The organism is Pseudomonas sp. P1_A1 (assembly GCF_056406935.1).
This window is the reverse complement of the sequence record NZ_JBFTZE010000006.1, coordinates 187,181-201,155: the sequence shown is the minus strand read 5'-3', so window position 1 is coordinate 201,155 and position 13,975 is coordinate 187,181. Positions and strand designations below refer to the sequence as shown.

General features: G+C 55.8%; 14 protein-coding genes and 1 pseudogene. All 15 read right to left on the bottom strand.

Annotation, left to right across the window (positions count from 1 at the left end; translation table 11 throughout):
* Position 1 precedes the first annotated feature (1 nt).
* Positions 2 to 370 (bottom strand): annotated as a pseudogene (radC, locus tag AC1D2Q_RS11475) (RadC family protein); the annotation flags it as partial.
* Positions 371 to 596: 226 nt separating this feature from the next.
* Positions 597 to 854, bottom strand: coding sequence for a hypothetical protein (locus AC1D2Q_RS11470; protein ID WP_477813244.1), 258 nt, complete (start codon positions 852 to 854; stop codon positions 597 to 599).
* A 71-nt stretch (positions 855 to 925) separates the two neighbouring features.
* Complete coding sequence (locus AC1D2Q_RS11465) at positions 926 to 1,507, bottom strand: STY4534 family ICE replication protein (RefSeq protein WP_477813243.1); 582 nt, start codon at positions 1,505 to 1,507, stop codon at positions 926 to 928.
* Positions 1,508 to 2,405: 898 nt separating this feature from the next.
* Positions 2,406 to 4,373, bottom strand: a complete 1,968-nt coding sequence (locus AC1D2Q_RS11460; RefSeq protein ID WP_477813242.1) for a DNA topoisomerase III — start codon at positions 4,371 to 4,373, stop codon at positions 2,406 to 2,408.
* Positions 4,374 to 4,598: 225 nt separating this feature from the next.
* Positions 4,599 to 5,057, bottom strand: coding sequence for a single-stranded DNA-binding protein (locus tag AC1D2Q_RS11455; RefSeq protein WP_477813241.1), 459 nt, complete (start codon positions 5,055 to 5,057; stop codon positions 4,599 to 4,601).
* Positions 5,054 to 5,572, bottom strand: coding sequence for a DUF3158 family protein (locus AC1D2Q_RS11450; protein WP_090454354.1), 519 nt, complete (start codon positions 5,570 to 5,572; stop codon positions 5,054 to 5,056). The genes AC1D2Q_RS11455 and AC1D2Q_RS11450 overlap by 4 nt, the downstream gene beginning before the upstream one ends.
* On the bottom strand, positions 5,569 to 6,324 hold the full coding sequence (locus AC1D2Q_RS11445) for a PFL_4669 family integrating conjugative element protein (protein WP_477813240.1): 756 nt from the start codon (positions 6,322 to 6,324) through the stop codon (positions 5,569 to 5,571). Before AC1D2Q_RS11445 ends, AC1D2Q_RS11450 begins: the two co-directional genes overlap by 4 nt.
* Positions 6,325 to 6,566: 242 nt before the next feature.
* Complete coding sequence (locus AC1D2Q_RS11440) at positions 6,567 to 7,757, bottom strand: STY4528 family pathogenicity island replication protein (RefSeq protein WP_477813239.1); 1,191 nt, start codon at positions 7,755 to 7,757, stop codon at positions 6,567 to 6,569.
* Complete coding sequence (locus AC1D2Q_RS11435) at positions 7,754 to 8,302, bottom strand: DUF2857 domain-containing protein (protein WP_477813238.1); 549 nt, start codon at positions 8,300 to 8,302, stop codon at positions 7,754 to 7,756. The genes AC1D2Q_RS11440 and AC1D2Q_RS11435 overlap by 4 nt, the downstream gene beginning before the upstream one ends.
* Positions 8,299 to 9,885 carry a ParB family protein gene (locus tag AC1D2Q_RS11430; RefSeq protein WP_477813237.1) on the bottom strand — a complete coding sequence of 529 codons (1,587 nt, stop codon included), beginning with the start codon at positions 9,883 to 9,885 and terminating at the stop codon, positions 8,299 to 8,301. Before AC1D2Q_RS11430 ends, AC1D2Q_RS11435 begins: the two co-directional genes overlap by 4 nt.
* A gap of 14 nt (positions 9,886 to 9,899) precedes the next feature.
* On the bottom strand, positions 9,900 to 10,109 hold the full coding sequence (locus tag AC1D2Q_RS11425; protein WP_095129189.1) for a hypothetical protein: 210 nt from the start codon (positions 10,107 to 10,109) through the stop codon (positions 9,900 to 9,902).
* Positions 10,110 to 10,194: 85 nt separating this feature from the next.
* Positions 10,195 to 11,037 carry a ParA family protein gene (locus AC1D2Q_RS11420; RefSeq protein ID WP_477813236.1) on the bottom strand — a complete coding sequence of 281 codons (843 nt, stop codon included), beginning with the start codon at positions 11,035 to 11,037 and terminating at the stop codon, positions 10,195 to 10,197.
* A 4-nt stretch (positions 11,038 to 11,041) separates the two neighbouring features.
* Positions 11,042 to 11,272, bottom strand: a complete 231-nt coding sequence (locus AC1D2Q_RS11415) for an AlpA family transcriptional regulator (protein ID WP_371918031.1) — start codon at positions 11,270 to 11,272, stop codon at positions 11,042 to 11,044.
* Positions 11,273 to 11,561: 289 nt separating this feature from the next.
* Positions 11,562 to 12,311, bottom strand: a complete 750-nt coding sequence (locus AC1D2Q_RS11410) for a hypothetical protein (RefSeq protein ID WP_095129192.1) — start codon at positions 12,309 to 12,311, stop codon at positions 11,562 to 11,564.
* A gap of 742 nt (positions 12,312 to 13,053) precedes the next feature.
* Positions 13,054 to 13,968: a LysR family transcriptional regulator gene (locus AC1D2Q_RS11405; protein WP_095129376.1), complete on the bottom strand. Its 915-nt coding sequence runs from the start codon at positions 13,966 to 13,968 to the stop codon at positions 13,054 to 13,056.
* Between the last annotated feature and the right edge of the window lie 7 nt (positions 13,969 to 13,975).

Here is a 13,975-nt window from a genome sequence, read left to right as displayed (position 1 = left end):
GTTAAAGCCAGCCGTATTCGGCAAGGGAAAGCGGACGACCTTCACCGACGATGAAGTGATCCAGTACGCGCACTTCGATCAAGGCCAAGGCCTCTTTCAACCGTGCGGTCAAGAGGCGATCCGCCTGGCTGGGTTCCGTACACCCTGAGGGGTGGTTGTGAACAAAAATGGCGGCCGCAGCGTTATGCGCTAGGGAACGCTTAACGACTTGGCGGGGGTAAACGCTGGCCCCATCAATGCTGCCGTGAAAGAGGACTTCAAACGCCAGCACCCGGTGCTTGGCATCGAGAAAGATCACACCGAAGACTTCATGCTCTTGTTGCGCAAGATGCAGTTTTAGGTATGAGGCCACGGCGTCAGGCGATGATAGGTTAGGGCCACGGGCGAACAGCCGACGATCCAGAATATACAGCGCTTCGTCGATCAGCTGGTTTTCTTGGACGATACGATCAGCCTCGAAATCCGAGGTCTCAATCAGTGTGAGTTGGGTGCTCATGGTGGTACCTCCGAAGGGAACAATCAGGGGTACACGCCCGAGGGGAGTGGTGTCCCCGAGGTGGATGTAGAGTCGCGGGTGTTAGTCATTGGCGCGCTGTTTACAGCCGAGTGAATCGGTGGCGTTGACCGTGTAGGGGTGAACCACAGCCGTCGCAGGGCAACGGGGAAAAGGCTCTTATTCCCCAACCGGTTTCGGGATCGAAGTCGGCACTGATGGGCATTAAGCGAACCAGTCCACGATGGATGTCGGCGATGCGTTTCTCGATTTCATCCGGCGTGTAGTAGAGCGATAACGTGCTGTAGTCCTCGTACGCCAAAGCGAACAGGCAGTCGTCGCATAGCCAGAAGGATTCCATGTCAGTTCTCCTGATCTGGTTGAGGAAAAGGCGCTCGAGGGAGCGCCTTGATGTGGAATATCGTGGCCTGTTCAGATGGACTGAACGGTACGGGTGGCATCACGGCGAGCCGTGCGGGGAGTGGACTGAGTGTCAGCTTCGATCCGAGAATCTGTCGGAGTTTCACTCTCCCAAGCTCCGGCATCAGCCGATGGTGGGGATGACTCACTGGTGGGCGCTGGCTCAGCAGGTGCTGTTGCTTCCTGCCTGGCGGGCGCTTTGTACTCGAACGTGCCGTCGACCTTGATCCAGTCAATGAACAGCAAGCGACCTTTCAGGCTGGCACCCGGTTGACCTTGTTTATCGCCTTTCTCGTAGAGAAACGGATCGATCCACAGGTCGCCGATACGGAACGACAGCAAGACCTTTTTCTCGGCTTTGACGGCGTCCATATAGAGACGAATCAAGCGTTCAGCTTCGCCCCCAGCGACTTTGCAGTCGAAGCGGGTGTACTCCACCGCATCGGTGGCGCCGTGCAGGGCGGCGATATCGCAGGCCATGAATGGCTGGCCACGGCGGACTTGTACTTCACGAACACGGTTGAGGTAGCCGATACCGACGGTGTGCAGATTGAAGTAAGTGGTTGCTTCTTGGGAGTGGTTGGCGTGGGCCATGGTGGTTCTCCTGTTTCAAGGGAAAACGGTGACGCACAGCCCCCAGACGGGGAAGTGAGCCCCCGTCAGGGTGGGTAAGGTTAAGGCGAGCAATGAACGATTCGCCACCGGCAAGCCGATGACGAGCAGAACGATGCGTCTGGGGGAATAGCGATGCAGCAGAGCAACGTCTGCGGTAGTGGTCCGCAAACCTGGGGTAGTGGGCATTCATCACCGCTGAAACGGTAACCGCGCGAGCTTCCGAACGCTGATCGCACTTGGGTGAACCACCACGAACGTGGCGTAGCCTTGAAGGTTCAAGCTACCTGGGCTGGGCTGTCAACGACAGCGAACCACGCCCTTTGTATAAGCCTGTCACAGGGGAGCGTCAAGACGCTGCAACCCGATTTTTTATGACCGGAACTCAGTGGTAGTCACTGGACTGAAGAAAGTGAAGAGCGGGCCTGGCGGGGTGCCAGGCGAGGAATAGAAAAGCCACCTTAGGCGGTCTGACGCAGTCGACAAGCTCCTCGCAAAACTTGATTTACCTGCGCCATGACCCGCCAACCGACCCTTGTCGTGGCCTGGGTCGGAACACGCTGGCACGCATCCGCGCACAAAGGGTGCCCAGTGATTCCCCGGCGGGCTCCGGGACTGAATATGATCGCCGAAGCGGATGACCACTGTTGCCTTGGAGGCAACAGTGGTCATCCGCCACCACGATCAGGTCGAGCACAAAACGGGAATGAAAAATTCCGCAGAAGAGAAGGCTCCGAACTCAAGGAGTTCGACCGAGCTACCCGGAGCGAATCGGTCTTGGGTCGCCGTTGGCGATGATCCTGAGGCACTACAGCAGAGAGGGTGGGACGACGTCAAGGCAGACAGTACACCGCTCTCATGATGATCTTCCCATGGAACATCATGAGCAACGCGTATCTTTTCTGATCGGCACAGTGCCCTTGCAGTCGGGGTAGTGGGAGCATGACCAGAACGGTCCTGATTTCCCCTTTCGCCTGAACATTGAGGCGTTGCAAATGGGGCAGACCGGGCTGGCTTCGACAGGTAAGGCTAAAGTAAGTGAGCCGTAGTGTGCGACCAACTGCGCAATCCAACTCGCCTGTTTGGCGACGAATGCATCCAGGGTCAGGCGTCCCACTTCGATTTCATCCAAGGCCTGCTCCCAGATCGCGGTCATGCCCGGATCCGCGATTGCCGCGGGTACCGCCTCAATCAGGGTATGGGCCGCTGCGGAGGCCATCAAGGCGCGTTTTTTCTTCAGCAAATAACCGCGATCGATCAAGCCCTTGATGATGCCGGCGCGCGTGGCTTCGGTGCCGATGCCGGTGGTGTCCCGAAGCTTCTGTTTCAGACGCGGGTCGTTGACCAGTTTAGCCACGTTTTTCATCGCCTTGATCAGATCGCCCTCGGTCAGCGGTTTGGGAGCTGTGGTGCGCATGGACTTGAGTTCGACATCGTCCACTGCGCACTGCGTGCCTTGTTGCAAGACGGGTAAGACTTGGGACCTTTGACTGGGCTCATCCTCCTCGGTGTTTTCGGAGAGCAAGCCTCTCCAGCCCTGGACCAGGATCTGTTTGCCAGCCGCGGTCAATCGTTCTTTGCCACACTCCAGTTCGACCCGGGTTCGATCAAATTCATGGTGCGGCAGAAATTGCGCGAGGTAGTGGCTGCGGATCAATTCGTAGACTTGGCGTTCTTGTTCAGACATCCGCACAAGGTTCGCCGGCTCGGTGGTGGGGATGATGCCGTGGTGCGCGGTGACCTTGGCATCGTTCCACACGCGGGAGTGCAGTGATCGATCGAGTCTTCCGAATGTGGGCTGCAGCGCCGGATCCGTTTTGAGCAGGGCATCGATTACTGTGGGTACCTCGTCGAACATGCTTTCTGGCAAATAGCGGCAATCGCTGCGTGGGTAGGTGGTGGCTTTGTGGGTTTCATACAGCGCTTGGGCGATGTTCAGGACTTCCTGAACGCCAAGCCCCAGCTTGCGCGAGCAGACTTCCTGCAGTGTGCTCAGGTTGAAGGGCAGGGGCGGCGCTTCGCGGAAATGCTCAGTCTGCAGCGAGAGTACTGTGGCGGTATTACCGTCAGTGATTGTTTGGACAGCCTGACGGGCTAGCACCTGCTGCAGGCAATGACCGGCTTCATCTCGTCCTGAGTTGGGTGGTAACCACGACGCAATGAATGGTTGCCCCATGGAGGACAGGTGCACCTCCACTTCCCAGTAGGGCACCGAGACGAAGCTGGCAATCGCACGATCCCGATCGACCACCAGACGTAAAGTGGGTGTCTGGACGCGTCCAACCGACAATACACCGTCGTAGCCCGCCCGCCGACCAAGAAGGGTAAACAAACGACTCAGGTTCATGCCGATCAGCCAGTCGGCTCGGCTGCGGGCGAGGGCTGAGTGGTAAAGCAGGAAGGTCTCCTGACCAGACTTTAGTGAGGAAAGTGCGTTGCGAATCGACGCCTCGTTGAGTGCGGACAACCAGAGGCGCTGAACGGGGCCTCGATACTGGCAAAGCTCCAGTAACTCGCGAGCAATCATTTCACCTTCGCGATCGGCGTCGGTCGCGATGACGACGGTGGTGGCTTCGCTGAGAAGGCGCTTGATGACTTTGAACTGTGCCGCGGTCTTGGGTTTGACCTCGACCTGCCACTGCGCGGGAATGATCGGTAGATGGTCCAACGACCAGTTCTTGTACTGCATGCCATAGGCTTCGGGCGGGGCAGTCTCCAGCAGGTGACCGATGCACCAGGTGACGGTTGTCTGTGTGTCGATCAGGCAACCGTCACCACGTCGAGTGGCCCCGAGCACCTTGGCGATGTCCCGACCCTGGGAAGGTTTCTCGCAGAGGAAGAGGCGCATAGAACTGCTCCGGATTGAGTTCGGAGCAGCGTGGTTGGAAACAGCAGTGGCGAGATACGAGAAACCTGAATGGCAGGTTCCTCACATTAGATGGTGAGGGCAGGCTTGAATGGACCGAGGCGGCTACCCGTTTGTAGTGTGGACGACAGGTGGATCTTCACGAGCAGCGAGTAACGACAGGCCAGCCACTTCGCGCAGAGGCGCAATTTTTATGCCTGAACTCTGTCAGTCCGAAGTTGGCGGCCCTCTGCGTTTTTTGGGTTTCAACGCAGGTGAACCGACCTGCTCTGTATGTTGCCCAGCGTGTGTCGCAGATGCCGCCGGCTCACTGGAGCGTTCCCGCATGACCACGCTGTGCACCCGGTGAGGCAGGATGCCGACGCGACGGGCGGTGACCCGCGCATTGTCTTCGCTGTCCTCCCACTCATCGCGTACGGTGCGGCCTTCGACCAGCACACGCATACCTTTCTGGTACAGGGTGCTCCAGTGTTCAGCCTCGCGGTGCCAGAGCTCAACCGGCGCCCAATAGCCACCTCGATCTTCATAGCTGCCATCGCGTGGCACGGGGTTGTCGAAGTACACATTCAGCCGTAGCAAACGCCGTGGCTCGTCATTGCCTGAGGCGAATTCCTGGAACTCTGGTGCACTGCCGATGTTGCCTTCGCCGACGAAAAAAGTACTCATCGTGATATCTCCACTGCGGTTGTGAACTGGCGCAGCAGCCGTTCGGCACTGTCCATTTTGATCGCGCAGGTCGTGGCCTGGCGGTAGAGCGAATGCACCACACTCATCTGTAGGTTCAGTGCGATGCGATTGCATTCGAAACGGCGTAATCCCTCGCGTACGACCTGCGGCACGGCTTTGTTGCAGACCTGGCGTTCCCAGACCGAGACTCCCATACGGGCAAAGTCACGGGTGCGCCAACGCAAAAAGGTGCTGCCAGCGCTGGTGTTCTGCAGCACCAATCGGATATCCAGCAGTGAGTAAGGGGGCTGTCCGGCTTGCTGTACAACAGCCTCCATCAAGTCACATAACTGCGCCTCGATTTCCCTCGCCATCTGCGCCAGGTGCTCCAACTCCCCCTTACCCTTAAAGGGCTTTAAAAGGCCTTTTAGGGAGGCTGCGTGTTCGAGCTGTCGATAGGCATCTTGTGTCAACGTTTCGAAGGGCATCTGTTGAGCCGAAGTCAGGGGATTCATACTTCGTCCTCTGTCTCATCCACTTTCGCAGACGATTCTCCCGCTTCCTCGGCCAGCGCGTCAGCGTCATCCACTGGCACAGCGCTGCGACGAATGATCGGTGGCGCGAACTGGGAGCGGCGATGACCCTCAAGGATGTCTATCGGGGGCAAGCCCAACTTCTCGATGGCCGCATTGGCACGGGCATTATTCGCCGCCATGTCATCACGCGTGACGCCTGCATGCCGATAGCGCTGTGCCTGACCGAACAGGCTGCGCAGCAGATGGGCACCGTCGTCGATCCAGGCTTCCATGTCGACGCGGCCAATCAGGGCTGTGTGATGGGCCAATAGGGTACGACGCACCAGGGTGTCGTAGTCGGTCAGCAAGTAGACCGCCAGAAAACCCAGCTGGCTGCCGATGTACAACGGCAAGGTGACGGGGTGGATGTTGAGGTTGTCGCTCATGTCGATCTGTGTCGGCAGGTCCTGCCTGATCCGATCCAGCTGTTGGGTCAGTTCCAGCATCCCGGCTTTGGCCTGCATCAGTTTTTCTTCGAGTTGCACGATGGCCCAATCGGCATAGGGATCGTCCTGGGCCGCGGTTTGTTTGATCAGGTTGGTGACACTGATGTAGCCAGCCATGCCCATGATCGAGTGGACGCCTTCGCGTGCGGTTCGACCTTGCCAGATACGGGCGGCGTGGTGAGTGTGCAGAGTTAGGGTGATGCTGCTGCGCAATGAACCCAGGTTGAGTTGATAGTGATCGGCCACGGTGTTGTCCTCGCATAAGCTTGGACGGGAACGTTGCGCCAGATGAGGGTCAAGGGCAGCCAAAAAGCTGAATGCGGTCTATTCGGTTTGGTTTGAGACGGTTAATTTCGTAGACGTTCGCGAGTGACACCGGTGGCATCTTTTCCATGGGTGGCGAAGGCCGTACCGGTCAGACTGCGCAGATTCGATCCTTTGCGAACTCCCATTAGAGGTCAGTAGATTTGATGCCACTGGCATCAAATCTACTGACGTCCAGGGCGTTTGCCACGCAGTTGGCGTAGCTCATTCAGGCACGCTTGGGCGAGGGCGGATGCGGGTTCGCCCTTTTTTCGGATTGGGCGTGAGGCTGCCGTTGGGGGTGGTTCTGCAACGGGTGGGGGCTCTGTCTGACCTGCCCAAGGACGAAAGTCGCCTTTCAGCGCGCGCTGGATTAGGCCCATCAGATATGCCGCTGGCTTGCGGATACCTCCTGACGTACAGCGTGCCCCCGCCTCGTTGAGCACTGCCTGACGATCCGCGGGCTTGAGCTTGTTCAGCGCTACGGCGACGGCCTGACGCTCGCTTGGACTCAGGTGCAGCTGATCGGGCCAGTGCAGGTTATCCACCGCCAGGGTCGCGCGCGGTACAGTACAAGTACTTGCTTTTAATACAGTACAGGCGGCGTTCGGATTCCGAACTGTGCCGGAAACATTGGCGTTCAAGCCCGATTCGGAATCCGAACTAGGGCCTGCACGATTCCGAGCTAGGTGATCTTCCCCCAGTTCGGAATCGTGTAACGCGTCATCGGATACCTGATCCAATCCTTGCAGCGTCCAGTGTTCGCCCCAGCTGTCGAGCCGCGTCGGTAACCGATCCCGATCAATATTCGTGTCCTGGCGGACTTCCTCCACAATGTGCTGAGCGACAATGCGCACAGCCTTCGTCGCATGACCGAGGGCATGTCCGACTAGCTCCAGGTAATCCTGATCCAGTTCCATGGCCTCGGCGGGGGTTAACGGCTCATCGTGCAGGACGTACAGAGAACCTTGAAGACGTCCGCTGAGCTGATCGCGTCCGCGATTCACCAAGCTGAGCCAGCGCGTCAGTCTAAGCATCGTCAAGACACGAGCAATGGTTTCACGGGAGGCTGACGCGCCGTAGGGCACGCTCGACAGGTAAGGCTGCAAATCCTCATAGCGCGGTGTGACCACGCCTTGACCTTGCAGCATGAGTCGAAACACTTGCCAGGCATTACGTTCCAATGGAGTCAGTCGATTATCCAACAGCAGCCGACGCGGTACGACTTCGTGTGATTGGCCACTGAACAGAAAGCCAGCCTGCAGGGCCTGGTTCGAGGGTTGTTCAGTGATAGGGCGTGCGGGCCAGCGTTCACTCAACTGCTGGGTGCATTGCTGCAGGACACGCTGCCAGCGACTGGAAGGGGCAGTGTTCATGTTCCGTTGCTGTACTGGTCGATCTGCTGCCAAACGATGGTCAAGCTGATCTGTTGCTCCTCCGCCAGCATCATCATGGCGTCGAGCTGATCCTCGGCACCGTCCTGAGCGCGTAGCTGGCACCAACGTTGCCAGAGAGCATGTTCCTGCGCTTCGCTCAAATGCTGAGGGCGGCCCTTTCGGGTTTCTATCTTGAGCAGACGTCGACGCAGGGCGGTTTCCGAATGCGCCAAGCCGAAGCACTGATACATGATGGTGCTGCTGGCGCCTAGTTTGAGCGCTCGGTTGATCAAGCGCTCGTTCTGCTCGTCGCGATCAGCCTGTTCGATCAACCGGTGTAACACTGGTGAATCGATCTTAACCTCGACCCAAGGCACGGTGGCATGGGCCAGGCGCGACAGCGTGGTGGGCGGTAAGGATTGCAACAGGTAGATGTCGTCCTCGCCCAGTCCGAGTGCCTTACAGCGTTGCAGATTACCCAGGCGCAGTTCATGCAGCACCTGGGTCAGCATGGCTTGGTTGAGCACATTGAAGGACAGGTTCATGGCAACACCTTCGGTGAGTCGTCTTCCGGGGGAAGCGTTAAGTCGATCAGACGCCGGGCCAGGCGGATCAGGCGATACAGTTTGATTAACAGGCTGTCGGGCAGTCGTTCCAGTCCTACGTCCACGGCGGGACGATCTGTCAGCGGGAGTTGATAGATCCCCAACAGTAACTGGCCGAACAGGGCGGAGGGCAGTTGCTTGCGATCCTCCCAGTTCACGTCGTCTTGAGCGCGCAACAGGGCAAGGAGCATTAGGTGAACGCCGGTCGCGCGAGGCGCTGCAAGATCCAGTCGCTCGATGTTGAGGGCGAAGCCCAAGCCAAGCTGCTGATCGATGATGCCCTCGGGATGTCCTGCATAGGCCGCCATTTCCCGAGCCAGTCCGGCTATGGCTAAACGCAATTGTTCGGGAGTATCCAGTGCTGGTGCGATGCTCCAGATATCGTCGATCGTGCAGGTTTCGACGGTCGGTGTTACTTCAGCGGCAGTGCCGCGCTCAATCTGTTCGCGAATCTGTTGGACACGTGACGGCGGGCTGACTGCAGATACGACATTCGTTTCGGGCGGTGTGAGCAGCTCCTCTCGCGCTGTTTCGGTCTGGGTTCTGGTCTCAGTTGGTTTGGGACGGGACTCGGAGGTGGAAGATCCCGCCGCAGCTCCATCAACACTCGGCAAATGCTTGTTCTCTGAGGGCGTGGCGACGACATTGCCAGGCGTCGAGATGACCCGTTGGGTATCGCTCAGCTCCAGGGCCAACATACGGTAGGACTGTCCGAGCAAACGGCTCATGCGTTCGAGCAGTTCATCCTGGATTTGCTCCAGATCGAAGGCCTCGGGTTCGGCATCGAAGTCGCCCAAGGTCTCAAGCCAAAACTCGGCGAACACGAGGGGCGCGGTTGGATAACGGTTCCAGGTTCGCTCTGCCTGACTACGCAGAGCGATCAGGCGTTCGATCTGGGGCTTCCCCAAGCCGGCATAGAGGGTTTGTGGAATAGCGGGCAGTAAGTGTTCGAGGGTGTCGAGCATCCGGCTGATGTGTGACTGCGAAATTGGATAGCCCCCCGCAGCAAGACGTCGTGCCAGCTCACGTTGCGAGAGTACAACTCCCTCTGGTTCGAGCATGGTTTTGAGTTTGGCTACCGCTAGCGCACGCTCGATGAAGGTGAGTTGGCCGTGCAGATCGCTTTCGGCCAGATGGCCGAGTAGGGCGGTGAGCTCATTGGTCCATGGTCGGAACAGGCAATGAATGCGGAAGAAGCGCTCGTCACGGGTTTCTTGCCACAGCTCGCCGAGAATCGCCAAGCGCGTATTACCGCCGTTGCGGATGATGAAATAGGTTTCACCCGGGCGGCGGGTAATCGGCGGTGGTTGATCCAGCCCGCGTTCACGGATCGAGGCCTTGATATCGTCATACAGCGGATTACGTATGAAGCGTGGGTTGTGTTCGTAAGGCCGCAGTTGCTCTAGAGTGACCAGCATGGGCGTATCAGTGAGTGGGTCGGACAGCCGCTCCAGTTCTGGACCCCGAGGGAAGTGATCCTGATGCAGCTTGTCGGTGATCTGCTCCTGACTGAGCTTCTTCATCGGACCAACCTCAGTTAACGCCGATTACACAAATGGTCACCGACCTCGAACTTGACGATCTCGGCAGTCCCCGAACCTTCGAAGTGTCGGGACAGTTCTGCGAGGAACCACCCCAGGGCCGAGCGCCCACCCTGCAGGCGAAAAACCACGGTGCAGTACTCCTCGCAAGGTGAGTGGTGTGGTCGAATGGATGGCTGAACGATGATAGGAAACTGATCCAACATCAAAAGACTCCTTGCCAAACACAGTTGGCCTCGAGGTCGAACAAACAAAATGACTTGGCGAGAAATGCGGGCTTATCGATTCGTCTCATCGAACCTTCGCGTATTTGCTTGCCGTAGAGATCGCTTCGCCCCATTCCGGAAACAACTCGATGGCCAGCGCTTGCATGGTTTCCAGCGCTGATGGCGAACGTCGTTCGCGTGACCGATGGGCCTCGATTCGGTGGATGGGTAGACCGAGTGAAGCGGCATTGAGATAAGCCACTCGGTCTGGAATTACGGTGTCTAGAACCAAGATGTTAGTAGCCCCAGCGAAGGTCTCGCGCAGACCACGGATGATCATTCGCGTGTCTACCCGGATGCTATTTACCTGGTTCAGCAGCAGTCGCAACGGTGGCGGTGTAATGCCCAGGTGACGGAACGGTTCGAGCTCACTCAGCAGCTTCAAGGTGCCGCGGCGCAGTTCGCGGGCGGCGAGCATTTCCGGCGTGATGGGAGAGAGGGCGAGATCGGATGCCAGGATGGCCATCTCCAGCAGCACGCTACGTGCGCCTTGGGTGTCGATCAACAGCAGGTCATAACCGGGGCGAAATTTGTCCAGCAGATTGCGCAACCGTAATCGCCCGTCAGGGGCGTGCAGCAGTAATGCATCGAGCTGGCCTTGATCGTCGTTGGAGATGATCAGGTCGAGCCCTGCGATCACAGTTTCGGAAATAATTTGCTCAGGTGCTGTTAAGTTGAGTGCAATGAGCTCGTACGCACCAGCGACAGCTTTCCGGCTCAAGGCGTAATAGCTGGAGAGGGTGGGTTGGCTATCCAGATCGAGCAGCAGCACGCGCAGGCCAGCATCTGCCAGAAGACCGCCGAGGTTGGCAGCTACCGTGGTTTTGCCTACCCCACCTTTGGTGGAAACCACCGATACCACGCGCATCACATCAGGCCTGCTGGCCTAAGCGCTCAGCGACCCACTGCTCAATTTCCAGCGAATCCCAACCGACCGCGCGCAGTCCAATACGTTTAGCTTGAGGGAATTTACCTTCTTTCATTAAGTTGTAGATATGCGCACGCTTGAAGCCGGTTTTCCGTTCCACCTCATCACGCCGCATGATGTGACGTTCGACCTGTGGTAGAGGTGCTTCAGCGATGGGAGAGGGTTGGATGGACATGCTGGTCATTCCTGGCGTCGATTGGCGCGTGGTGGGAAGTGACCTGAATTCAATCCCAGAAAATTAGATTAGTCATTGCATTGCAATCCACGGTATTGCATTGCAATACCGTGGATTGCAAGCAGGTCCTCATCTACGCTGCTCAGCCCTATGACGATCGCTTTTGGCAGCGCTATATTCATTGCCGAAGATGATCGTTGGGCTGCGCAGTATCAATTATCATTTTCTAGTTAGCAGTTAACTGCTATATTGATTTTTTTTAATTATTTATAAAAATATGTGGGTGGATTTAAGATTTAGGAAGGCTGCGTTTGGCTGCAGCAAAATTTGCATCCAATGTCCGTTTGCTTAGGCCAGGAACGCCATTATAATGTGCTGTTATTGAATCGACAATTGCAGCTTGACTGTCGAAAATTGAATGTCTTCTTCCTGATTGAGAGGAGCTGAGAATTGTTTCAATCAGTGCGCCTATAATCTTTAGAAGAGTTCCTTTGTTTTGGTCGTTGATTGGGCCGTTTATGTCAGTAAGTTTACGCAGGTTCTCCTCTTCTAGTTTAAGATTTGTGAGTTCTGTAATAAGTGACTCAATTGTATTTTTAGCGTTTTTCAACTCTGCCTCAAGTGCGTCTCTATCTGCGCGAAGAGTTAAATAGGTGCCAATGCTCATGGTTTTGTTGTCCTCCTTGGAGGGTCCAAACAAAAAAGTTGGACGCTGTTCAGGATAATAATGAAGCATCCATGATCTAAGATCAGTGTGCCTTATGGTCACTAGCTTGCAGTCGATAGGCGTCCCTGGCTCAACTGTTTTTCCTAGAACACCATAAGGAAGTTCATGATTAATGATTGCATCAAGGATTTTTTCGGTATTAGCGTGTAGGCATGGCCAATGCGGAAAGACCGATGCGAGCGTCGAGGGAGAATATGAAGTTACTTTGAGTATGGCTGCCTCATGGGCCAAAAGGTTGCACCATCTGATTGCCGCATCAATAGGGCGATAAAATATTTTTGTTGTAGAGTCATAGGTGTTTGAGCTATACACAGCGCGACCTCATGTCTTTAAGAGAAGTCGCCAAGTATCTAGCTGGTTAGATTGGTAACTATGGTGTCTAGGCAGCGACTGTCCGTATTTATTTCTGTTTTTTACAAGAAGTAATATCCTGATGGTCAGTTTTATTGTATATGGCTATAAAAGACTCTGGAGTGAGTAGATTTACATTCGTTCTTATAAATTTTCATTATTCAATGGTAGCTTCTCAGTTTCTTTAAAGTCTGGCGTAAAGTCTTGGAGTGACGTGACGGGCGCGCCTCATCACTCCGTCTAAGAAAGGTTGATTGAGGGGGCTTGCTGGACCACGCAGTGACATACCATGCACTATGAAGAAACATAAAATGAACCCGTGATTGTATTGTCATTGATCTTGGGAGCGGCTTTTCAGAAAGTAACAATAGAGGCTGATCATTCAAGTGCCAATATCATATAATTAATACGAATAATGCATGATATTCATGAAAAAGAATTTGACCCAAATGTACCGCTTGTCTTCGTGCTTGTTCCCACTCTCAATATCGGTGCTGCAAAGGCACAAGGAACAATTGCTGGGCCGTGTAAGCAACGTCCCGGTCACGCCGCGTGGGACACTAAAACTGAGCGTGCCGGTATGAATTGTGAATACCTTCGTCGTCCACATGTGCTGGATTTCATCAGCGTTATCCCGAGGTTCGCCCAGGGATTGAAATCGAATAGTGACGGGATGATCTTTCTTGCGCGAACACCGTGCCCTTCAGCTCATATATCGGTCGAAAAGAAGCTTGACCAACTGACGCAGCCATATATTCCCGGGGTCATGGTGATAGCGCGGGTGCCAATACTGTCGCAGGTGCAAGCTGGGGGACTTGATCGGGGTTTTTATCACCTTGATCGCGTTGTAGCGCAGGAAGGTTTTCCCTAATTCACTCGGGACGGTAGCAATTAAATTCGGGTTTTTCTCCAATATCATCGGGACCGTGATGAAGTGCGGGGTCGTCAGGTAAATCTCTCTGCGATGACCCAACTCATCGATGAACTGGTCGTAGCGGGTACTTCTATCTGACAGGACGACGGAAACATGCTTCATGCCCAGGAACTGTTCAAGGCTTACTTCGTCGCCAGGGTAGGTGCTGCTGACGATGGTGCAAAAAGAGTGCATGAACAGCTCTTGTTGAAAAAGGTTCGGGTCCTGAATGTAATGGGATCCGATGGCCAGATCCGTATCACCTCGCTCCAGTGAATTCGCAATGTGCTCGGTGGGGAGTTGCGATGTCCGTATTCGGCAATGGGGGGCCACTTCCTGAAGTTCCTCAATCAGCCGGGGCAAAAAAACCAACTCACCCATATCCGTCATGCAAAGGCTAAAGACCCTGGTGGATGTCATAGGGTCGAAACTGGCCTGCGCCAACAGCTTGTGCTGTACGGCGGATACGATCTCCAGAACTGAATCCCCCATCTTCTCGGCGAAAGGCGTCGGCTTCATCGAATCGCCAATACGGACGAAGAGGGGGTCTTCATAGAACTCCCGTAGACGTCGTAGTGCATGGCTCATGGCGCTTTGCGTCAAGCCAAGATGCTCCGCCGCCCGAGATACGTTGCGCTCTCGCAGAAGCGCATCGAACGCGAGTAGCAGGTTCAAATCGAATTTCTTGCCATGAATGGTATGCATGATCTGT